Raw genomic sequence first — 21,351 nt, 5'->3', positions numbered from 1 at the left:
GTACTGGGCCAGGTGCGCGGCGAGCGCGTCGTCCCGTGACCCGACCTTGAACAGGGCGTAGGTGTCGACCTCGTTGTTGAGGCGGATGCGCAGCACCGTCTCGATCACGTGGCGTACGTAGTAGTCGCGCTCGATCCATTCGCCGGCGTGCAGTTCGCGCATCCGCGGCACGCGGGCGAACTGGCGCTCCATCAGCTCGGCCGCCAGCGACTCCAGTCGCTCCCGGTCCAACACGGCTCCCGACACAAGAACCTCCCAACTCACCAACATGGACACCCCCACCCTGCACACCGGCCCCGCACCGCCCACAGAGCCAAACCCACACCCATGGCCCCGGCCGCCGGCGCGGCCGGGGACTTGTTGACACGCCGCGCACGGCTGGCGTTACATGAGCCCGGAGTCGATCTCTTTCCTCTTCGGCGTCCCGAGGCCCATCCAGAATTCCCCGCGCCTTTCGTCTCCCTCTCGTCGAGACCGCGTGCGGCAGTCCGGTGTCTCGCATTTTCAGTGGAGCATTCACATGTCAGTTGAGTTGTCGTCCGTCATTCCCGAACTGAAATCCCGGGGACTGCTTCCGGACGCCTATGAAACGGTGTTCGTCAGTGGCTCCGTGGTGCGCGGCTGGGGCAATGAGACAAGTGACGTCGACGTCCACGTGGTGGCCGCGGAACCATGGACGAGCAGCATCGGGGAAGCCGAGCACGTCGCTCTGGAACCCGCCACGCTGCCGTACGAGGAAACGTATGTCGACGGGCGCCGCTGGGACGTCGAGTACTGGACGACCGGTCAGCTGGAACAGGTCCTGGAGAAGATCTCCGAGGAGCAGTTCGCGGACGACCGGGGCGCGTGGCGCACGCTCAGCCACCACGAGGTGGCCCTGCTGGAGCGGCTTCCCTACGCGGCGGCCGCGGACGACGGCGCCTGGCTGGCGCGCACCCGGGCCCGCCTCGACGCCGGTGCGCACCGGTCCGTGCTGGTCGCCCGGTGCCTGCGCAACGCGGACGGCTCCGTGGAGGACGCGGCGGGCCAGCTGGCGGCGGGCGACGCCGACAGCGCCGTGCTCGCGGCCCGGCTCGCCTTCCACCACGCCGTGGACGGACTCCAGGCGAGCCTCGGCCAGTTCGGCAGCCTGTGGCCGAAGTGGCGGGCGAGGCGCATGCGGCTGGTCGAGTCGGCGATCCTCCCCTACGACCGGTACTGGGCGCTCGAGACCATGCGCACGTACGACCCGGAAGACCCCGGCGCGTACGTACGGGAGATCATCTCGCTCTGCCGGCAGATCTCCCTGGAGGTGGAGCTCTGATGGCCGCCGCCTCGCCGGTGACCGCCGCCTCGGTGGCGTCGCTCCCCCTGAACGTCCGGATCCGCAGGCACCGCGGGACCGTGCTCGCCGCGGGCTACGAACACGTCGTCGAGCTCAGCGAGACGGCTGTCTTCGTCTGGCGCCACATCGACGGCGTGCGCACGGTCGCCGAGCTCGGCCGGCTGCTCGCCGCCGAGTACGCCATCGACGAGGAAGCCGCCACCCAGGACGTGTGCGAACTGTTCACCCAGCTCGTCGCCCACGGGGTGCTGGACCTGGCCCGTCCCGCCTGAGGAAGGGGATTGACGTGCGCGCACCCGAGGACCCGGCCGCGGGGAGGCGTCCCCACGGCCCGGACGAGGCTTCCGAAGGGCTTCGCTTCCGTCTCTTCGGACCTCTGACGGTCACCCGTGACGGCTGCCCGGTCGCCATCCCGCAGACCAAACACCGCATCGTCCTGGCCGCCCTGCTGCTGCGTGCCAACCAGCTGGTGACCGTCGACGAGCTGATCACACACCTGTGGGACGACGCCCCTCCGCTCACCGCCCGCAAGACCCTCCAGGGCTATGTCGCCCGGCTGCGCAAGAGGCTGGGGCACGAGACGCTCCTCAGCCACCCGCTGGGCTACCGGATCGAGGTCCGCCCGGACCGGCTGGACCTGACCCGGTTCACCTCGCTGGTGGAGGAGGCGGACCGCACCCAGGACGACGCGCGGCGGGCGCGGCTGCTGCGGGCCGCGCTCGACCTGGCCTCCGGTGAGCCGCTGGCCGATCTCCCGCACGACTGCTTCCGGCACGGTGACCGGGCGGAGCTGACCGAGCGGCTGCTGCACACCGTGGAGCGGTGGGCCGACGCCGAGATGGCCCTCGGCCGGCACAGCGCGGTGCTGCCCAGGCTGCGGGCGCTGGCGGCCGAGCACCCGTTCCGCGAGACGCTGTGGAGCCGCCGCATGCGGGCGCTGTACGGCGCCGGACGGCAGGCCGACGCGCTGACCGCGTACCAGCAGGCCCGCAGGGTGCTCAGGGACGAGCTGGGGGTGGACCCCGGCGAGGAGCTGCGCCGGCTCCATCAGCGCATCCTCGCCGGGGACCTGCCGGTGCCCGCGCCGCGCGAGGAGCCGGCCGCGCCCGAGCCCCCGGCGGCGCCCTTCACCCTGCCCCCGGCGGTCTCCGCGTTCGCCCGGCCCGCGCTCGAGGCGGAGACGCTGCGCCTGCTGCTCGGCGCGGAGACGGACACGCCCGCCGGCGGGCCGGGCCCGGCCGTGGTGGCACTGCACGGCGCGGTGGGCACGGGGAAGACCACCCTGGCGGTGCGGGTCGGCCACGCGGCGGCCGGCCGTTTCCCCGACGGGCAGCTCTTCGCGGAGCTGCGCGACGGCAGTCAGCGGCGTTCCCCGTCGGACGTGCTGCGGACCCTTCTGCGGCTGCTCGGAGTGGAGCACGACGGCATACCGCGTGGCCTGCCGGAGCGAGTGGCGCTCTACCGGAGCCTGCTGGCGGGCAAGCGGGTGCTGGTGGTCCTCGACGGTGCCGAGAGCGAGGCCCAGGTACGGCCCCTGCTGCCGCCGTCGTCCCGGAGTGCCGCCCTGGTGACGAGCATCGCCCCGCTGGCGGCCCTGGACGGCGCCCGGCACCTGCGGGTGGGGAAGCTGACGGCGGGCGAGTCGGTCGAGATACTGACCCGGATCGCCGGCCCGGAGCGGGTGCGCGCCGAACCCGAGGCCGTCGCCACGCTGGTGGAGCGCTGCGACGGTCTGCCACTGGCCGTCCGGATCGTCGGGGCGAAGCTGCTCGCCCGGCCGCACTGGCGGCTGGCGCAACTGGCCCTGCGGCTCGACTCCGCCCGCCGGCTGGACGAACTGACGGCCGGCGACCTGTCCGTACGCGACAGCCTCGGCATCGGCTACCAGGAACTCGGGGAAGCCGCCCGCCGGGCGTTCCGGCTGCTCAGCCTGGTGCGCACGGGCTCCTTCCCGGCCGGGGTGGCGGCCGCGGCACTCGATCTCTCCGAGGACGAGGCCGGGGAACTGCTGGACGAGATCGTCCACCGCCAGCTGCTCCGCATCGACCTCACCCCGGACGGCCGGCTGCACTACGGCTACGACGCCCTGGTCCGCGACTACGCCCGGGAACTGGCGGTGCTTCTCGACCCGGCGGCCGAGCGCGCGCGCACGGTGCGGCGCGCGCTGGCCGCCCGGACCGCCCGGCCGATGCCCGTAGGCGCCTGAGAGAGGGGACAACCCACATGATCGAGCGGTACTCCCGGCCGGAGATGGCCGCGCTCTGGACCGAGGAAGCGAAGTACGCGGCCTGGGCCGAGGTGGAGGTGCTGGCGACCACGGCACAGGTGGAACTGGGCGTGGTGCCGGCGGCGGACCTGGAGGTCATCCGGGCCGCGCCCGTCCCGCCGGTCGCGCGGATCCGCGAGCTGGAACGCAGCCGGGACCACGAGATCCTCGCGTTCCTGGCCGCGTACACCGAGACCATGCCGCAGGACTCGGCGCGCTGGGTCCATCACGGCATGACCAGCTACGACCTCGTGGACACGGCACTGGGCCACACCCTGGCCAGGTCCTGCCGGCTGCTGCTGACCGCGACCCGCGAACTGCTCGCGGTGCTGGTCGAGCGGGCGCTGGAGCACTGGGACACCCCGTGCATCGCGCGGACCCACGGCATCCACGCCGAACCCACCTCCTTCGGGCAGAAGCTGGCCGGGCACGCCTTCGCCGTGCACCGGTCCCTCGGCCGGCTGGAGGCGGCCGGGCAGGCCGTGTCCGTGGGCACGATCTCCGGCCCCGTGGGCACCTACGCGAGCATCTCCCCGTACGTCGAGGAGTTCGTCTGCTCCCGGCTGGGGCTCGGCGTGGAGCCCGTGCCGACGCAGGTCGTGGCCCGCGACCGGCACGCCCAGCTGCTCGCCGCGCTCGCCGCGTCGGGCGCGGTCGTCGAGCACTTCGCGCTGGAGATGCGGCTGTTGCAGCGGACCGAGGTCGCCGAGGTGGAGGAGGCCCGCACCAGCGCGTACCAGGGGTCCAGCGCCATGCCCCACAAGCGCAACCCGACGACGAGCGAGCGGCTGTGCGGTCTGGCCCGGCTGCTGCGGGCGAACGCGCACGCGGCGTACGAGAACGTGGCCCTGTGGCACGAGCGGGACCTGGCGCACTCGTCCGTGGAGCGGATCATCCTGCCCGACAGCCTGATCGCGGCCCACTACCAGGTGACCGCGGCCGCCGAACTGGCCCGCGGCCTGCGGGTGTCGCGCGAGCGCATGCGGTCGAACATCGACGCCACCCGGGGTCTGGTCTACAGCTCCGCCGTCTACGTGGACCTGGTGGAGCAGGGCACCGACCGGGAGGCCGCCTACCGCCTGGTGCAGCGGGCGGCGACCGAGGCATGGCAGAACGACTCGGCACTGGCCGACGCCCTGCGCGCCCACGGGGTCACCGTGGCCGAGGGGCAACTGGCGCCGGAGCGGTTCCTGGCGAACCGCACGCACCTGAAGACACGTCTGGAAACCCTTGCTGAGGAGCTGCGAGACCATGTGGATCTGTGAGCGCGTCACGGGCGCCGATCTCGACATCGACGAAGTGGCGGCCCTGTACCAGGCCTCCACACTGGGCGAGCGCCGGCCCGTCGACGACCGCGACCGGTTCGCGCGGATGCTGCGGGGCGCCAATCTGGTGATCACCGCGCGGCTCGACGGCCGGCTCATCGGCATCGCCCGCTCCCTCACCGACGGGGCGTACGCCACCTATCTGAGCGATCTCGCCGTGGACGCGGCGTTCCAGCGGCAGGGAGTGGGCCGGGACCTGATCCGGGCCACCCGCGAGGCGGCCCCGGCGGCGAAGGTCATCCTCCTGTCCGCGCCCGCGGCCGTCGACTACTACCCGCGCGTCGGCTTCGTGCAGCACCCCTCGGCATGGACGCTCGACCCGGCGTCCCGGCTCCGGTGAGTGGTCCTCATGCAGCTCAGTACGGATGGTTTCCAGGCGCTGGTGGCGGCGGCCGCGTCGCGGGCCCGTGACGCGGCCCTGGTCGCCGACGCCGTCGGCATAGCCGTCACGCTCGACGGCAAGGTCCCCGAGGACGTGGGCCGCAAAGCCCTCAGCCTGCCGGAGCAGGTCCTGCTGGAGGCGGCGGAGCTGTGCGGTGCCGGGCTCACCACCGCGGACGGGGGCGAGGAGCTGCTGGTCCTCTCCGAGACCGGACGGCTGCGCGTGCTGGCCGACGGCAGCGCGACGCCCGGCGGCCCGGGGCATGTCCTCGGCTCGGTGAAGTGGTCCGGCCGGCCCCGGTCGGTGACCCGGCTCCACGCGCTGGCCGAGGAGCACCAGCGGCGGCAGTACGCCGAGGTCGCGCGCTGGCTCGCGGACCGGCCGCGGGCGGAGGTCACGGCCCGGCTGGACGCCATCGCCCACGCCCTGCTGCACATGGCGCCCGTGCGCATGTACGTGGGCGACCGGACCTTCGGCAACCTGGGTGACGACGCCAACCTGCCGGGCCGTTCCCTGGCGCCCGGTTCGGACGCCTCCGTGCTGACCTCCCTGGCGGCGGCCGACGTCACCGCCTGGTCCCCGGAGGAGGCGACGTTCGTCGTCTGCCTGCACGCCCTGATCAGCTCCGGCGCACCGGTGCGCGCCGAGGAGTTCAACGGCGCCCAGCTCGACCCCGAGGAGCTCGCCGCCTTCCTCGGCGAGCGGATCCGCGCCTACGGCGCCCCCGTTCCGGACTGCGGCGCCCTCGGCATCGGCGCCCGGCTGGAGCTGCTGGCCGACACCTGCGCCCGGGCGCGGGCGGAACTGGTGCGCGCCGGCACCGTCTTCTACCGCCGGATCAACGGCGTGAGCCTGCACAAACGCGAGGACATGATGCCCGGGCCCGTCGGCTGGTCCGAGGTCCCCGCGCCCCTGGCCGAGGTGCTGGCCCGGCACTGCGGCACCCCGCTGACCACAGGCACGGACCCCGAGGCGGCGCTGGACGCCGTGGCCCGGATCCCCGGCGCGCTGGCGGAACGCCCCGCCCCGGCCGGCTTCGGCTCGGCCTACGAGGCCTTCCTCCACGAGGTGTTCGAGACGGTCGCCGAATCCCTCGGCTGCGATGTCGCCATGGGGCGCGGCCCCCGTCGTACCGACGGTCTCGGCCCCGCCACGGCCACCCGGGACTGCTACTGCGCCGTGGCGCCGAGCCGGCGGTTCGTGCGGCGGTTCGACGGGGACTCCGCGTCCCTGGTGCGCACCCTGTCGGCGTACAGCGCGCGGATGCGCTACAACACCTGGCACTACCTGCCCCACACCATGGCCTGGACCGAGGGGCGGCAACCGGCCCGCGACGACTGGTTCTTCGCGCCGGTGATGCCGGACATCACCGACTGGTCGGACCGCCACCACACCGGCCACGTCGCCTTCGGGGTCCGGCACGCCATCCGGGTGCCGCTGGGCATCGTGCTGGACGGCGCCTACCGTCCCGGCCTGTACGACCTGCGGCTGCTGCGCACCACGGACCCGCAGTTCGAGCTCGGTGATCTGCGTGCGGCCATCGCCGTCGGCCGGGTGCTGGAGTGCCTGCACCAGGCCGCCGCCGAGGCCGGAGTGGTCGTCTCGGACTTCGACAACGCCTGGTACCGGGCCTTCCATGGCTGACGGAACCGGTTTCGAGGACCTCCGGTACGCCTCCATCCCCACCGTGCGCGAGCGGTACGCGGACCGGACGCTGTCACCGAAGGAGTACGTGACGGCGGTCCTCGACGCGATCGAACGGACGGATCCCGCGCTCGGCGCCTTCCTCACGCTCGCGGGCGAGCGCGCCCTCGAGGAGGCGTCCGCCGCCGAGGAGCTGCTGGTCCGCGAGGGGCCGCGGGTCTTCCGGGAGCGTCCCCTGCTCGGCATGCCGGTCTCGGTCAAGGACCTGACCCCCACCCAGGGCATACGGACCACACGTGGATCACTGCTGCACCGCGACCACGTGCCCCACGAGGACGCCCCCGCGGTCGCCCGGCTGCGGGCCGCGGGGGCCGTCGTCATCGGCAAGACGAACACCCCCGACGGCGGCTGGAGCGGTTCGGGGGTGAACCGCCTGGGCCCGCCGACGCGCAACCCGTGGAACCCCGCGCTCACCGCGGGCGGTTCGAGCGCCGGCGCCGCCGCGGCCGTGGCCACGGGGCTCGGGGTGGCCGCGACCGGCACGGACGGGGCGGGCTCCGTCCGCATCCCCGCCGCCTTCTGCGGAGTCGTGGGCTTCAAGCCCACCCGCGGCCTGGTGCCCTACCTGCCCGTGAGCTCGGAGGGGCTGTCCCACCTGGGACCGCTCACGCGCACGGTCGGGGACGCCGGGCTGCTGCTGCGCGTGATGTCCGGACACGACCCGCGCGACCCCTGGTCGGTCACCGCCGTGCCCCCCGGGCCACCGGTGCCCGCACGGCTGCGCATCGGCTGGATCCGTTCGCTCGGCCGACCCGACCCCCACCCCGAGGTCGAGGCCCTGGCCCGGGAAGCGGTCGGCGAACTGGCCGCCCAGGGCCACCTCGTCGAGGAACTGGACCCGCCGTTCGAGGACCCCTACCCGCTGCTGGAGGTGCTCCTGGCCAGCGGTGAGGCGGCGGCCCACGCCGAGGACCCGCCGGGCACCGAGGACCTGCTCGACCCCGGCCTGCGGGAGGTCGTCGAGTTCGGGCGGAGCCTTCGCGCCGTCGAACTGGCGGCGGCGTACGCCGGCCGGGACCGGCTGTGGGCACGGGCCCACCGGCTGATGCGGGACTACGACCTGCTGGCGCTGCCCACGGTCCCCGTCCTGCCGTTCGCCGCCGAGCTGTCGGCGCCCGAGCCGGCCGTACCCAAGGGGCGGCTGCCCTGGCTGGCCTGGACCCCGGGGACCTATCCGTTCAACCTGACCGGCCAGCCGGCGGTCTCGGTGCCGGCCGGACGCACCTCGGCGGGGCTGCCCGTCGGTCTCCAGCTGGTCGGCGCCCGGCACCGGGACCCACTGGTCCTCGCGACCGCCCGCCGGCTGGAGCGGGCACGGCCGTGGCGGCACTGGTACGCGGAAACGGCCCGCCCAGACCAATTCTCAGAGCCCGAAGAGGACACATGACGCACAATCCCCCTCCCGTCGCGGACCCGCTGCGCGGCCTGCCGCGGATCGCGACCGGCAGCACCGGCTTCGTCGCCCGTCACGGGCTGTGGAACGACGACCAGCGCGCCGCCGCCGAGCGCCTGGAGGGCCTGCTCGACGGCCTGGAGTTCGTCCGGGTCGGCTTCGGGGACCCGCACGGACTGTTCCGGTCCAAGACGCTCACGGTCGACGCCTTCCGCACCGTGCTGCGCAACGGCATGGACATGAGCCAGGGCCCCTACGTGTTCGACACCGGCCACGCGGTGGCCGTCGACTTCTTCGCCGAGGGCGGCGGCATCGGCATACCCGAGCTGACCGGCGCGGGGGACTTCCTCGTGGTGCCGGACCCGCTCACCTTCCGCGAACTGCCCTACACCGAGGCACGCACCGGCTGGGTCGTCGGGGACGAGTACCTGCGCGACGGAACCCCCCACCCCCTCTCCAGCCGCGCCGTGCTCCGCCGCGTCCTCGACCGTGCCCGGGCCGGCGGCTGGAGCTTCGTGGTCGGACTGGAGGTGGAGTGGTACCTGACCCGGCTGTCCGCGTCCGCGGGTCCGGCCGGCGTCGGCGGTTTCGGGGTGCAGGGTGACGCGCCGGCCGTGGAAGTCGTCGACGGCGGATACCAGTTCAACCTCGACGGGCTGACCGACGCCCTCATGCCCGTGCTCACCCCGCTGGCCCGGACGGTACGCGCCCTGGGGCTGCCGCTGCGCAGCGTGGAGCACGAGGCGGGGCCGGGGCAGGTGGAGTTCACCTTCGACCCGATGGAAGGGCTGGCCGCGGCGGACGCGATGCTGCTGTTCCGCACGGTGGCGAAACAGGTGGCCGCCCGGCAGGGCCACCACGCCTCGTTCATGGCCCTCCCGGGCATCGCCGGGTTCGACCCGAGCGGCTGGCACCTGCACCAGTCGCTGTTCCGGGAGGCGGCCCCGGGCGGGGAACTCCGCAACGCCTTCACGGCCGAGGACGGCGCCTCGCCGCTGTCGGAGACGGGAGCCGCCTACGTCGGCGGACTGCTGGAGCACGCGCGGGCCGTCTCCGCGCTCTGCGTGCCGACGGTCAACGGCTACCGGCGCCTCGCCGAGCGGTACTCCCTCTCCCCGGACCGCGTCGTGTGGAGCCCGGAGAACCGGGGCGCGATGGTCCGGGTGCTGGGCGCGCCGGGAGAACCGGCCACCCACGTCGAGAACCGGCTGGGCGAGCCCTGCGCGAACCCCTACCTGTACCTCGCGGCGCAGCTCGCGGCCGGCCTGGACGGCGTCGAGCGGGGGCTGCGTCCCGGCGCCCCGGCCACCGATCCGCACGCGCCGGACGCCCGCGTGGTGCCGAGGGACCTGGACGAGGCGGTGACCGCGCTCGCGGACAGCGCGCTGTGCCGCGAACTGCTGGGGGCCCCGCTGACGGAGTGCCTGGTCCGGCTCAAGCGCAGCGAGAGCGCGCGGTTCGCCGAATGGCTGGCCAAGGCGGGCCCGGTGGAACCGGGCGAGGTCACGCAATGGGAGCACCGCGAGTACTTCGGAACGTTCTGAGGCCCGCACCCGCACGGCCGGGCCCGGACAGAAGGGAAGAGGACAACCTTGATCATCGCACTGGACGGTCCGGACGGCGCCGGGAAGAGCACCCAGCTCGCCCGGCTCGCCGACTGGGCCGGGGAACTGGGCGTGTCCTTCCGGACACTGAGCAAATGGCAGCTGTTCGACGAGTCCGTCATGCCCGAGGCCCGCTTCCTGCGCGGCACCCGGCAGCAGGAGATACGGGTGTGCATCGCCGAGATGCCCTCCCCGGCGCGCATGCTGTTCCTCGGCTGGATGAACACCATGGCCGCGCACTACGCCGCAGCCGCCGAGGAGGAACTCGTCGTCCTCGACGGGTACTGGGCCAAGCACGCCGCCGCCGAACTGCTCGCCGGCACCCACCGGGGCCTGGTCGAGGCCATCATGGACGCGATCGCCCCGGTCGACCGCATCGTCTACTTCGACGTCACGCCCGAGGAGGCGCTGCGCCGCAAGAAGGGCGACTTCAGCCCGTACGAATGCGGCCGCGATCCGCGCTGCCGGCCGGAGGACTTCCTGCGGCACCAGACGGCGGTGCGCGAGGTCCTGCTCGGCTGGGCGCGGGACTACGGCTGGGACATCGTCGACACCGACTCGCCGCAGGCGGCGCAGGAGCGGCTCAAGGAGATCGTCACACCCCTGCTGGCGGCCCGGTGAGGGCGCAAGGGCGCCGAGCGCCCCTCTCCCCGGGCCCGCGGCGCTCGCTCACCGCCGCGCTCTTCGCCCGCTATCTGGGCACCGGCGTGTGGACCCCGCTCCAGGTGCTGTTCTTCGTCAGGATCGTGGACCTGCCGACCTCCCGGGTCGTCGCCGGACTGACCGTGGCGTCACTGGTCGGGCTGCTGGCCGGCCCGGCCGCGGGGCGCCTCGCGGACCGGTTCGGGCCGCGCGAGGTCGGGGTGGCGGGCCTGCTGGTGCAGGCGGCCGCGTCGGCGGCGCTGCTGACGGTGCGCGACTTCACGGGCTTCGTCGTGGTCATCGCCCTCGTGGCCCTGGGCAAGGGCGCCTTCCCCGCGATCAGCGGTGCGCTGATCGCGCACGTCGGCGGGGAGGACAAGGTCCAGTACCGGGCCCGGCTGTACTCCCTGCAGAACCTGGCGATGGTCAGCGGTTCCCTGCTGGGCGGCATCGTGCTGCAACTGGACTCGAGGACCGGCTACACGGTCGCCCTGCTCGCCGACATGGCGTCCTATCTGCTCGCCGCGGTCCTCGTGGCGCGCCTCGGCCACCTGCCGCCGCACCCCCAGGACCCCGGTACGGGAACGCGCAAGCGCGCGCTGGCCGACCGGCCGTTCGTCGCGGTCAGCCTGCTGGCGGGCGTCCTGGTCATGTTCGAGCCCTTCCTGGCGGTGCTGATGCCGGTCTGGATCGCGGAGCACACACAGGCTCCCCGATGGACGGTCTCCCTCTGTTTCGCCCTCAGTTCCGTTCTGGTCGTCGTGTTCCAGAGCCGTGTCGCGCGGGGAGTGGAGACGCCCGGGGAGGGCGCCCGCGCGCTGCGGCGCAGCGGCCCGGCCATAGCGGCAGCGGTGCTGCTGGTCCACGCGGCGGCCCAGGTGCCCCAGACCGCCGCGGTGGCCCTGCTGCTCGCCGGGACGGCGGTGCTCACCGTGGGCGAGATGGTCTTCACCGCCGGCGAGTACGCGGTGTCCTTCGGGCTCGCGCCCGCGCATGCGCAAGGCGAGTACCAGGGGGTGTTCGGCCTGGGCACCGGTCTCGGTACCGCCGTCGGCCCGCCCGTGCTCAGCACCCTGTGCCTCGCGGCGGGCCCGCTGGGCTGGATCGCCCTGTGCGGTGTGATGGTCGGGGCCGGGGCGGCGGTGCCGAGTGTCGTGCGGCTCGCCGAGCGGGACACGGCCGAGCGGGCCGGTGCCGCGGCGCCGTGACGGACGGGTGCGGCCCCGGTGCCGGGGCGCCGGGGCCGGAAGGCCGCTTCAGCCGGTGGCGATCCAGGTGCGGAACATCAGCCGGCCGCCGGCCGGCTCCTCGCCGTCCTCGAAGGGCGTCCTGCCGTGGACGACGGAGCGGTTGTCGATGAAGACCATCTCGCCCGGCCGCAGCCGCCCCACGGTGTGCAGGTCCTCGCGTGCCAGCAGCGCGTCGAGATGGTCGAGCGCGGCGACCTGCTCCGGGGTCAGCGGCTCGACGCCCTCGCGGCGGTGCCCGGCCTCCACGTAGGTACGCAGATAGTGGACGCGGGGGGTGCCGTCCGCGAAGTCCAGGACGGGACGCCGCACGGTCCGCGGTACGCCGGGGGTCTCGTCCCGGGTGTCGAAGTGGAACGGCCGGCTCAGCACGGCGAGTACGTCCGGGCGGTCCCGCAGCTCCCTCAGGATGTCCTGTACGTGGACCATGACCAGGGCTCCGCCGCGCCGGGCCTGCCGCAGGCAGAAGAGCGTGAAGCAGTCCGGCACCCGGCCCGGCCGGTGGAAGCCGTCGGTGTGCAGGTTCCCGCCCTGCCGGGTGTCGGAGTAGCGGGCCGTCGCCGCCTCCAGCCGCAGCCCCCGGTCCTTCACCTCGCGCAGCGGCGCCCCCTGGAAGTCCTGCGGCATCACGTCACCGAGCATCCCCGAGGCCGCGAGGGTGAAGCGCCGCGCGGCGGCGTCGTCGAGGTGGCCGAGCCCGGTGAGCACGAAACAACCGGGCCGGCCGCCGAGGTGCCCGGCGGCGTACCGGCGCAGGACACGGGCGAACTCCCGGACCTCCCCGTCCCGCCCGGCGTCGTCGCCGGCCTCGGCGATACGGCTCGCCAGTGCGGGGTCCACGGCGAAACGGACCGGGGAGAAGGGGTCTGTGCCGTCCATCTCATCCTCCTGGGGCGGGCCGGTCATCGCGGTGACGCGGCCATGTGGTGGGTGAACCAGTCGACGATCTCGTCGCCGTAGTGCCGTATCCCCGACACCTCGCTCGCCTCGACGGCGTCCACGGCCCGCCGGACCGCTTCGTCCCGGCTCGCCGCGCGGGCCAGCACCTGCGCGAGCATGCTGTCGTGAGCGACCGGGCGTGTCCGGTCGAGGGCGCAGGCGTAGGTGACGCCGGAGGCCGGGGCGAGGCGCAGCCCGCTCAGCCTGCCGGGCCGGGGCGTCCCGGGCCGGACGAAGAGCCTGGCCTCCGCGCAGTGCACGGCGGGGTCGACGAGCGGGGTGTGCGCATCGAGGGTGCGGCCCTGGGCGAGGGCCAGTTGGAGCGCGATGACGTCCACGCCGGTCTGCAGCTCCGACATGCGGTAGGCACCCGTGAGGCGCGGGTTGACCTCCAGGAAGAAGTAACGCCCGGCGCTCACCAGGAACTCGGCGGTCACCACCCCGCGCAGGCCGATCCGGCCGGCCAGCCGGAACGCGTCCCGCCGCATGCTCTCGACCAGCTCGGCGCCGGTGCCGAGCACCGGGGCGGCGTCCAGCAGTTTGAGGTGCCCCGCGATCAGCAGGCTCTCCCGCTCCCCGAGGCCCGCCACGCGGCCCTCCCGGTCGACCGCGACGGTGACGCCGACGACACGGCCGTCCTCCAGGTACCGCTCGGCGTACCAGTTCTCCGCCTCCGGATGGGGATCGGTGGCCAGCACCCGCTCCGCCTCGGCCGCCGAGCGGACCACCCGCACGCCCTGGCCGTAGCGTCCGGTGCGGGGCTTGAGGACGAGCGGGAAACCCACCCGGGCGATCAGCCCGGCGATCGCCGTGCGGCCGGTCGCGTGCGGCAGCACCGGTACGTCCAGCCGCGCCGCCGCGGCGACGGCCAGGCTCTTGTCGCCCACGGTCGCCAGCGGGCCGGGACCGGACCCGGCACAGCCGATGCCGGCCCGTTCCAGCAGCGCGGGCAGTCCGGGGTCCTCGGCCAGCGCGCCGTGCCCCGGATGGACGAGATCGGCGCCGCACCGCACCGCGGCCTCGGCGACGCGCTCGGCGTTGTCGTACGTCTCCGCCGGTCCCGAGCCCTCCAGGTACTCGACGGCGTCCGCGCCCAGGGCGTGCGCCTGCTGGGGATCGGACACGGCGACCACGGCGACCGTGGACAGTCCCGCCGCGCGGGCGCTCGCGACGGCGCGCCCGGCGATGGCTCCGCGCCCTGCTATGAGGACTCTCTTCATGGGGTGGCGTCGTCCGGTTGCTCGTGCGGGCCGTCAGACGACCGCGCGGTAGTGCGTGACGAGACGGCGCTCGTCGTCGAGGACATGGAGGGCGATCATGGGCGGCAGGTCGAAGCAGACCTCGGGCAGGCCCTCCGCGGGCAGCGGCACGGTCGAGGCGATCCCGGGACCGACGCACAGCGGACGGCCGGCGAACGTGGTCACCGCGGCCGTGTGGGCGTGGCCGCAGAGCACGGCGACCACCTGCGGGTGCCGGTTCAGCACCGCGGCGAGCCGGTCCTCGCCGGACTGCCTGATCCGGTCCACATAGGGCAGGTGCAGCACGACCGGCGGGTGGTGGAAGCAGACGAAGACCGGCAGTTCGCCGGTGTGCGCGGCGAGGGTCTCGTCGAGCCAGGCCAGGGTGCGGTCGGTGAGCACGCCGTCGTCCTGACCGGGGATGGTCGAGTCGCACAGGACGTACACCGCGCTGTCGGTGCGCACGACCCGGTTCAGCTCGTCGTCGGCGGGGCTCTCGCCGAGCAGCCCGGCGCGGAACGCCGCCCGGCGGTCGTGGTTGCCGGGCAGGGTCAGCACGGGGAAGGGCAGCTCCAGCAGCGCCGCGGCCTCGGCGTACTCGTCGCCGCTGCCGTGGTCGGCGATGTCGCCGGTGACCAGCACCAGGTCCACGGGCCCGGGCATCCTCCGGAGGAACGACGCCACCCGTGAGGCCCGTTCGGTGGCCCGCGGCCCTCCGTCCAGGTGCAGGTCGCTGATGTGCGCGATGGTGATCACTGGGCAGGCTCCTCGGGTCCGTCAAGGGGGCTCGTCGGGGTGGCCGCCTGCTGGAAGCGGGCCCTGACCTCGCTGTTGGTGTGCGCCGATGTGATGCGCGGCGGAGTCCAGGAGCTTCCGCGGCGGATCGGCACGCCCACCATATGCGGGCCGGGAAGAGCGGCGATCTTGTCCAGGTGGGCCGCGAGCTCCGCCGCCGTCGCACAGGTCCGCGCGGTGCGGTACCCGAGGGCCAGGGCCAGCTCGGCCCAGGCGAGGCGCGCGGCACGCTGGCCGCCCGTGGAGTCGTACGACCCGTTGTCGAGGACGATGTGCGTGAGGTTGGCCGGTCCGCGCTCGCCCACCAGGGCCGAACCGCCCAGGTGCATGAGGGCGGCGCCGTCGCCGTCGATCACGACGACCTTGCGGTGCGGCAGCGTCACCGCCGCGCCGAGGCCCAGGCCGATGGCGTGGCCCATGGAACCCTGCATGTAGAAGTTCTCGGGGCGGTCGGCCGCCGCGAACAGCTCACGGCTGATCATGCCGGTGGTGCTGAACGTCAGCTCGTCGGTGAGCCGGGCCGCGATGACCCCGACGGCTTCCTGCCGGTCGAGTGCGGGTTCCTCCCGCTCGCCGCCCGCCGGCACCGCGCAGGTGCCGATCGTCCCCTTGGGTACCAGGATGACGAACGGCCGCCGCCGCTCCCGCTCCCGCTCCGCGCGGTCGAGCAGGGCCTCCAGGCCGGCCGGGTCGCCGTCCAGGATGCCGTGCGCGACGCCGATGGCCTCGAGGGTGCCCAGGGTCCCGGCGCCCATGGCCGCGTGGTGCGGCTCGTCGTCCTCCGGCCGCGGCCAGCCACGCAGGCTCGCCACGATGAGCACGGGGACGTCGTAGGCCAGGAGCAGCGAGGTGAGGGGATCGAGCAGATTGCCGAGCCCGGAGTTCTGGATGAGCACGGCGGCCCGGGTGCCGCCGAGCTCGGCTCCGGCGGCCAGGGACAGCGCGATGCCCTCGCTGGGGGCCGGCAGGTACGTGGGGTGCTGCTCCAGCAGGGCGAAGGGGCCCTTGAGGTAGGAGCACGGAACGCCGCTGAAGAATCCGTAGCCCCGGCGTTCCAGCGCGCCGCAGAAGGCCTGGGCGTCCATCACCCACCCAGCCTTTCCCAGTGCGACACACCGGTGAGCTCGAACAGCTCCTTCATCGACGCGATGTCCCCCTCGACCGTGCTCGTACCGCCGCGCAGGGCGATCTCGGCGAGCACCTCGCGCATCGCCGTGACGGCGGCGCGCAGCGCGTGGTTGGCGTGGACGACCATCGAGACGCCCGCCGTCGCCGCCTGGTCCAGCGACCAGTGGGGGTAGGTGGTGGGCACCACGACGACCGGCTTGCGCCGCTGCCAGCGCCGCAGGAACTCCTCGATCTCCTGGGCGTCGCTCCGCTTGGAGTGGATGAGGATCGCGTCGGCGTGCGCGTCCGCGTACAGGTGGGCCCGGCGCAGCGCCTCGTCCATGCCGGCACCGGCGATCAGGGCCTCGGTGCGGGCGACGATCGTGAAGTCGCCGTCCACGCGTGCGTGGGACGCGGCCTCCAGGCGTGCGGCGAACTCCTCGGCGTCCTCCAGGTCCTGACCGCCCTCCAGGAAGCTGTTGCGCTTGGGGAAGACCTTGTCCTCGAAGGCGACGCCCGCGATGCCGGCCCGCTCGAACTGCTGGACCGTGCGGACCAGGTTGGCCCTGCCCCCGAAACCGGTGTCGCAGTCCGCGAGCACGGGCAGGGTGGTGGCCTCGTCGATCTGGGCGGCCGCCGTCAGGCACTCCGACATGGTGAGCAGGCCCAGGTCGGGCAGGCCGCGGGTGGCGGAGAGCTCGAAGCTGGAGGCCCATACGCCGTCGAAGCCGGCGTCTTCCACCAGGCGGGCGGTCAGCCCGTCCCGGGCTCCCATGATCCGGGCGATCCGCCCGCGCTCCAGCAGCTCGCGCAGGCGGGCGGCTTTCGTGGTCATCCGCGGGCACCCCCCGCCGTCTCGAACAGGCAGTGCCAGTGCCAGGACCCCGGGGCGTGCTCGGCGTCGGCGGCGCTGAGCAGCTGGAACCCCTCGTGCAGGCGCACCAGGTCGGCGGCGTCGGTGTACAGGTGCGGGTGCACCTTGTCGTCGGACGCGTCCGGCTGCCGGAAGGTGTTCCGGCTGACCTCGATGCCCTTGCCGTACTCGGTGTTGCGCTTGGACAGCATGGTGGACTGGTAGATCCCGCCCGGGCGCAGTACCCGGCGGATCTCGGCCAGCGCCCGGCGGAGGCCGTCCTCGTCCGCGTGGTAGACCACGTTGAAGGCCAGGACGAGGTCGAAGCTGTCGTCGGGGTAGGGCAGTTCGGTGAAGTCGCCGGTGTCGAAGCGGGCCGTGAGCCCGTGCCGGGTGTTCTCCCGCCGGGCGTGCTCGATCGCGGCCGGGCTGCGGTCGATGCCGTGGGCGGTGAATCCCTCGGCGGCGAAGTGGAGCGCGTGCCGGCCGATCCCGCAGCCGAGGTCCAGCATGTCCCGTCCGCCGCGTGCGCGCAGCGGGCCGACGGTGTCGGCGACCCACGGGTGCGGCCGTGACCAGTCGTCCCGGCCCTCGTCGGTGCGCCAGACGGCGTCCCAGTAGACGTGTGCTGTCATCCCTGTGTTCCTCCCTCTTGTTCCCGCTCGCGAGCGAACTCGAGGAGGCCGCTGTCGAGGGACTCCTCCAGCAGGGGCCGCATCGCGTCCAGCGCGCAGCCGGTGACCGCGGCCAGTTCGCCGAGTGTGCGGTGGCCGTCGAGGCCGCGCAGCAGCCTGAGCCAGTCGGTGTGGGTGCCGTGGTCGATGACGTAGCGCAGGGCTCCGTCGACGGCGACGTACGACGTGTTCTCGCCCGGGGCGTCGTCCAGGACCAGGACGCCGGGCGCGAGGCGCAGCACGGACGATCCGGTGCACCGCGGCGGCTCCAGGACGCCGAGCACCTCGGGTCCGTCGAAGTCGGCGGCGCGCAGGGCGTACGGGGTCTCGCCGTGCGGGGCGCGGTTCACCGGCACGTCGGCGGCCATCCGGTCGAGCAGCCCGAGGTTGACGATCCGCAGCAGCAGTTCGACGTGGGTGCCGCTTCGTCCGTCCCGCAGGCGGCGCAGGGTCTCGCGGAGGTTGTCCGCGTCGACGTACCGCGCGGCGCCGGGGGAGGAGAGCGCCTCCTCGACCAGCTCGAAGCCGTCGCGGGTGAGCATGCGGACGAAGGTGCGGTGGGTGTGGCGTACGCCGTCGCCCTCGTAGAAGGCCAGTTTGGGCCGGGCCAGGACCTCGGCGGGCAGCACACCGGCCAGGGCTTCGCGCACGACCCGCTTGTTCCAGAACAGCCGCTCGCGGTGGGCGCGGGGCACCCGGGCGAGGAGTTCGACGATGCGGTGGTCCAGGAAGGGCACGCGCGCCTCGACTCCGTTGCCGGAGGCCGTACGGTCCTCGACCCAGAAGTTGTACTGCTGCATGTCCCGGAACTTCCAGCCGAGGTAGGCGCCGTAGACGTCGTCCAAGGCCCCGGGCGCGTAGGCGTGCACCGCCTCGTCGGTGAGCAGCGGGGCTTCGGTGCCCTCCCACCAGACGGACACCGCTCCGGCGCCGCCGAGGGCCCGGCGGCGGGCCAGGTCGCCGAGGTTGGCGAGGAAGTCGTCCCACGTGCCGCCGCCGGCCAGGTCGACGCTGTAGCCGCCGCTGAACTCGTCGGCTCCCGAGCCGAGCAGCATCGCCTTGAGCAGGGGGCGTTCGGCCCGCGCGTAGCGGTACATCTCGCTCTTGTAGAACTGCTCCGGCCCGCACAGCGGCGTTTCCATCAGCCACAGCAGCTGCCGCCACTCGTCGGGGGCCGGCACCCGGTCGGCGCCGAGGGCGACCTGGTGGTTGGGCAGTCCCAGGGCGCGGGCCGTCTGCTGCGCGTAGCGCGCGTCACCGTTGACGAGGGTGCTCCCCGTCAGCGCGGAGAACGTGTGTGTCCCGGTGTGCGCGGCCAGTGCCGCCACGCCCGCGGAGTCCAGGCCGCCGCTGAGGAGCACGCCGATCTCGGCGTCGGCCACCAGGCACTCGTCGACGGAGGACCGCAGCAGCTCGGTGAGGCCGTCGATCACGCTCCGCTCGGGAAGCCGCTCGGCGCCGACGGGTTCGGGAAGGCTCCAGTAGCGGTGTTCCCGGACACGGCCGTCGCGCAGGCCGATGGTGAGCAGGGAGCCGGTCGGCACGTGCTCGATGCCCTTGAACCAGGTGGTGGGCGCCGCGTCGGACATGACCGGGGCCGCGTTCAGGCTCTGGTCGGCCAGCGCCGCGGGCCAGTCCAGTTCGCGCGGGCAGCGCGGGTGCTCGAACAGCGCCTTGATCTCGGAGCCGAACAGGAGGGTCGGGCCCTGGACGCTGTAGAACAGCGGCTTGATGCCGAGGCGGTCGCGGGCCAGGACCACTCGCTGCTCGCGCAGGTCGATGACGGCGATGCCGAACATCCCGCGGACGTCGTCGAGGAAGTCGAGGCCCTTTTGCAGATAGAGGTGGAGCAGTACCTCGCAGTCGGAGCCGCTGCGGAACTCCACCGTCCCGCTCAGTTCCTTGCGCAGCTCGCGGTGGTTGTAGACCTCGCCGTTGGCGGCGAGGATCACCTGGCCGTCCGCGCTGACGAACGGCTGCCGGCCGCCGGCCGGGTCGATCAGGGCGAGCCGGGTGAAGGACATGCTGGCCTGCCCGGCGTGGTGGACCTGCATGTCGTCGGGACCGCGCGGCCGCAGGGCGCGTGCCATGTTCCGCAGAATCTGGTCGGCGCCCCCGTCCAGATGCGTTCCGTCGGTATGGGCGAATCCCGCGATCCCGCACATGGTGCTACCTACTTCTCCGCGCGTTTCCTGCTGGTGAAAGCGAGTGCCACGCCTCCGCGGAGGCGTGGCACTCCGGCCGCTAACGAACGTTGGCGACGATGGTGGCCTGGTCCACCTTCTTGGCCTCGGGCTTGATGTAAGCCTTCATGTCTGTCACCTCCTCCGGTTCCTTCGCTGTCGACGCGTTCAGCCTCACACCGGCCGGTGGCGCGGTGGTGGTCCGGCAGAGGTGCGGCTCACGCCGCGAGCAGGGCGTGAGCCGTCGGCCGGGACCGGTGGCCGCGGACGGCGGCGTACGCCGCCGCGAGCCGCTCCACGCCCTCGGAGAGGACGTCGGGGGGCTGGACGAACGGCAGGCGCAGCCGGTTGTCGAGCGTTCCCTCGACGGCGAACCGGGAGCCGGTGAGGATGTCCACACCGAGGCCCTCCGCCGCGCAGGCCAGCCGGGAACTCACGCGCTCCCCGAGGTCCACCCACAGACACAGTCCGCCCCGTGGCGGGGAGAACGTCCACTCGGGCAGGTGCCGCCGCAGGGCGCCGACGAGGTGGTCCCGCCGGGCCGACAGGGTCAGCCGCCGCTCCCGCAGCACGGCGTCGTAGTCGTCGAACAGCCTGCGGGCGATGAGCTGGTTGACGACGGAGTTGCCCGCGTCACCGGGGCCCCGCAGGGCGGCCAGCCGGCTGATCAGGGACGGGGTCGCGCGGATCCAGCCCAGGTTCAGCCCGCTCCAGAAGATCTTGGACAGGGAGCCGATCGTCACGACCTGGCCGCGGCTCGCGAAGGCGGCCATGGGCCGTGGTGCGGGGCCCTCCAGGGTGAGTTCGGAGAGGGTCTCGTCGACCACGAGCAGTGTCCCGGACCGGCGGGCTCCGGCGGCGACGGCCTCGCGCACCTCGTCCGGCATCACGTGTCCCGTCGGGTTGTGATGGTCCGGCATGAGGTAGGCGAGGACGGGCCGGGCCTGGCGGCAGGCCGACACCAGCAGCTCGGGATCCCAGCCCTCGGGACCGAGCCCGACCGGCAGGGGCCGTCCGGCGATCGACCGGATGGCCTGTACGGCGTCCGGATAGGTCGGCGCGTCGACCAGGACGGGGTCGAAGCGCTGGGCCGTCAGCCGCAGCAGGAGTCCCCACCCCTGGTAGGCACCCGTCGTCACCATGATCTCGTCCGCCGACGTGGGAAGACCGCGCCGGGTGTAGCGGTCGGCGATGGCCTGCCGCAGTTCGCGCAGCCCCACCCGGTCGTGCACCGGACCGTCGGTGTACTTGCCCACGTGGCAGGCCGCGTCGCGCACCGCCTCCGCGAGCAGCGGCTCCGGCGCCGGCACCTGCGCCACGGCGAGGTCGATGCGGTTCTCGGGGAACCGGCGCGCGTCCTGGGGCGCCGTGCGGACCCGCTGGTGTCCCGGCGGCAACGCCGTGAAGGTGCCCGCGCCGCGGTGGCCCTCCAGATAGCCCTCGGTCCGCAGCAGGCTGTAGGCGGCGGTGACCGTGTTGCGGCCGATGCGGCACTGCGCGGCCAGGACACGCTCGGAGGGTATCCGGGTGCCGGCCGGCAGCCGGCCGTCCGTGATCAGCGCACGGAACGCCTTGGCCAGCGCGAGGTAGGCGGGGCCGTCCTCGAGCCAGTCCCCCAGCAGGCGACCGGTCTGGTCGGCGCTCACTGAGTAAGTCACTTTACGCATGTCGGTGG

General features: G+C 73.5%; 19 protein-coding genes. 10 read left to right on the top strand and 9 right to left on the bottom strand.

Annotation, left to right across the window (positions count from 1 at the left end; translation table 11 throughout):
* Nucleotides 1-231: hypothetical protein (locus tag IE251_RS39590; RefSeq protein WP_229897149.1), on the bottom strand; the 231-nt coding region annotated here is incomplete at its 3' end.
* Between the two features lie 289 nt (nucleotides 232-520).
* On the opposite strand from IE251_RS39590, the gene IE251_RS39585 reads away from it, so the two are divergent.
* Genes IE251_RS39585 through IE251_RS39540 form a run of 10 tightly spaced genes read left to right on the top strand, consistent with a single transcriptional unit; the run spans nucleotide 521 to nucleotide 11,848 of the window.
* Complete coding sequence (locus tag IE251_RS39585; RefSeq protein WP_189757785.1) at nucleotides 521-1,303, top strand: nucleotidyltransferase family protein; 783 nt, start codon at nucleotides 521-523, stop codon at nucleotides 1,301-1,303.
* A complete protein-coding gene (locus IE251_RS39580; RefSeq protein ID WP_189757784.1) occupies nucleotides 1,303-1,596 on the top strand; it encodes a PqqD family protein in 294 nt (97 codons plus the stop codon). The genes IE251_RS39585 and IE251_RS39580 overlap by 1 nt, the downstream gene beginning before the upstream one ends.
* A gap of 14 nt (nucleotides 1,597-1,610) precedes the next feature.
* Nucleotides 1,611-3,530: an AfsR/SARP family transcriptional regulator gene (locus IE251_RS39575; RefSeq protein ID WP_189757783.1), complete on the top strand. Its 1,920-nt coding sequence runs from the start codon at nucleotides 1,611-1,613 to the stop codon at nucleotides 3,528-3,530.
* A 17-nt stretch (nucleotides 3,531-3,547) separates the two neighbouring features.
* Nucleotides 3,548-4,855, top strand: a complete 1,308-nt coding sequence (gene purB, locus IE251_RS39570) for an adenylosuccinate lyase (protein ID WP_189757782.1) — start codon at nucleotides 3,548-3,550, stop codon at nucleotides 4,853-4,855.
* Complete coding sequence (locus IE251_RS39565) at nucleotides 4,842-5,255, top strand: GNAT family N-acetyltransferase (RefSeq protein ID WP_189757781.1); 414 nt, start codon at nucleotides 4,842-4,844, stop codon at nucleotides 5,253-5,255. Before purB ends, IE251_RS39565 begins: the two co-directional genes overlap by 14 nt.
* Nucleotides 5,256-5,264: 9 nt before the next feature.
* Nucleotides 5,265-6,941: a hypothetical protein gene (locus IE251_RS39560; protein ID WP_189757780.1), complete on the top strand. Its 1,677-nt coding sequence runs from the start codon at nucleotides 5,265-5,267 to the stop codon at nucleotides 6,939-6,941.
* Complete coding sequence (locus IE251_RS39555; RefSeq protein ID WP_189757779.1) at nucleotides 6,934-8,388, top strand: amidase; 1,455 nt, start codon at nucleotides 6,934-6,936, stop codon at nucleotides 8,386-8,388. Before IE251_RS39560 ends, IE251_RS39555 begins: the two co-directional genes overlap by 8 nt.
* Nucleotides 8,385-9,938 (top strand): glutamine synthetase family protein, encoded by a 1,554-nt coding sequence (locus IE251_RS39550; protein WP_189757778.1) that lies wholly within the window; start codon nucleotides 8,385-8,387, stop codon nucleotides 9,936-9,938. Before IE251_RS39555 ends, IE251_RS39550 begins: the two co-directional genes overlap by 4 nt.
* Nucleotides 9,939-9,986: 48 nt before the next feature.
* Nucleotides 9,987-10,619: a nucleoside/nucleotide kinase family protein gene (locus IE251_RS39545; protein ID WP_189757777.1), complete on the top strand. Its 633-nt coding sequence runs from the start codon at nucleotides 9,987-9,989 to the stop codon at nucleotides 10,617-10,619.
* Entirely contained in the window at nucleotides 10,616-11,848 is a 1,233-nt protein-coding gene (locus tag IE251_RS39540) for an MFS transporter (RefSeq protein ID WP_189757776.1), read from the top strand. The genes IE251_RS39545 and IE251_RS39540 overlap by 4 nt, the downstream gene beginning before the upstream one ends.
* A gap of 48 nt (nucleotides 11,849-11,896) precedes the next feature.
* Here the strand turns inward: IE251_RS39540 and IE251_RS39535 are convergent, their stop codons facing one another.
* From IE251_RS39535 to yczR, 8 genes are all read right to left on the bottom strand, one after another.
* Nucleotides 11,897-12,766: a TauD/TfdA family dioxygenase gene (locus IE251_RS39535; RefSeq protein WP_189757775.1), complete on the bottom strand. Its 870-nt coding sequence runs from the start codon at nucleotides 12,764-12,766 to the stop codon at nucleotides 11,897-11,899.
* Nucleotides 12,767-12,789: 23 nt separating this feature from the next.
* Nucleotides 12,790-14,046, bottom strand: coding sequence for an ATP-binding protein (locus tag IE251_RS39530; RefSeq protein WP_189757774.1), 1,257 nt, complete (start codon nucleotides 14,044-14,046; stop codon nucleotides 12,790-12,792).
* 33 nt (nucleotides 14,047-14,079) lie between these two features.
* Nucleotides 14,080-14,817 (bottom strand): metallophosphoesterase, encoded by a 738-nt coding sequence (locus tag IE251_RS39525; protein ID WP_200692409.1) that lies wholly within the window; start codon nucleotides 14,815-14,817, stop codon nucleotides 14,080-14,082.
* Nucleotides 14,817-15,944 (bottom strand): phosphonopyruvate decarboxylase, encoded by a 1,128-nt coding sequence (gene aepY / locus IE251_RS39520; RefSeq protein WP_229897151.1) that lies wholly within the window; start codon nucleotides 15,942-15,944, stop codon nucleotides 14,817-14,819. Before aepY ends, IE251_RS39525 begins: the two co-directional genes overlap by 1 nt.
* Entirely contained in the window at nucleotides 15,944-16,801 is an 858-nt protein-coding gene (locus IE251_RS39515; RefSeq protein WP_189757771.1) for an isocitrate lyase/phosphoenolpyruvate mutase family protein, read from the bottom strand. Before IE251_RS39515 ends, aepY begins: the two co-directional genes overlap by 1 nt.
* Complete coding sequence (locus tag IE251_RS39510; protein ID WP_189757770.1) at nucleotides 16,798-17,454, bottom strand: class I SAM-dependent methyltransferase; 657 nt, start codon at nucleotides 17,452-17,454, stop codon at nucleotides 16,798-16,800. Before IE251_RS39510 ends, IE251_RS39515 begins: the two co-directional genes overlap by 4 nt.
* Entirely contained in the window at nucleotides 17,451-19,658 is a 2,208-nt protein-coding gene (asnB, locus tag IE251_RS39505) for an asparagine synthase (glutamine-hydrolyzing) (RefSeq protein WP_189757769.1), read from the bottom strand. Before asnB ends, IE251_RS39510 begins: the two co-directional genes overlap by 4 nt.
* A gap of 236 nt (nucleotides 19,659-19,894) precedes the next feature.
* Nucleotides 19,895-21,322, bottom strand: a complete 1,428-nt coding sequence (gene yczR, locus IE251_RS39500; protein WP_189757768.1) for a MocR-like transcription factor YczR — start codon at nucleotides 21,320-21,322, stop codon at nucleotides 19,895-19,897.
* Between the last annotated feature and the right edge of the window lie 29 nt (nucleotides 21,323-21,351).

The sequence above is a fragment of the Streptomyces eurythermus genome (assembly GCF_014649115.1).
GTDB lineage: Bacteria > Actinomycetota > Actinomycetes > Streptomycetales > Streptomycetaceae > Streptomyces > Streptomyces eurythermus.
Note: the sequence above shows the minus strand (reverse complement) of the source record. Positions and strands in the feature narration are given on the sequence as shown.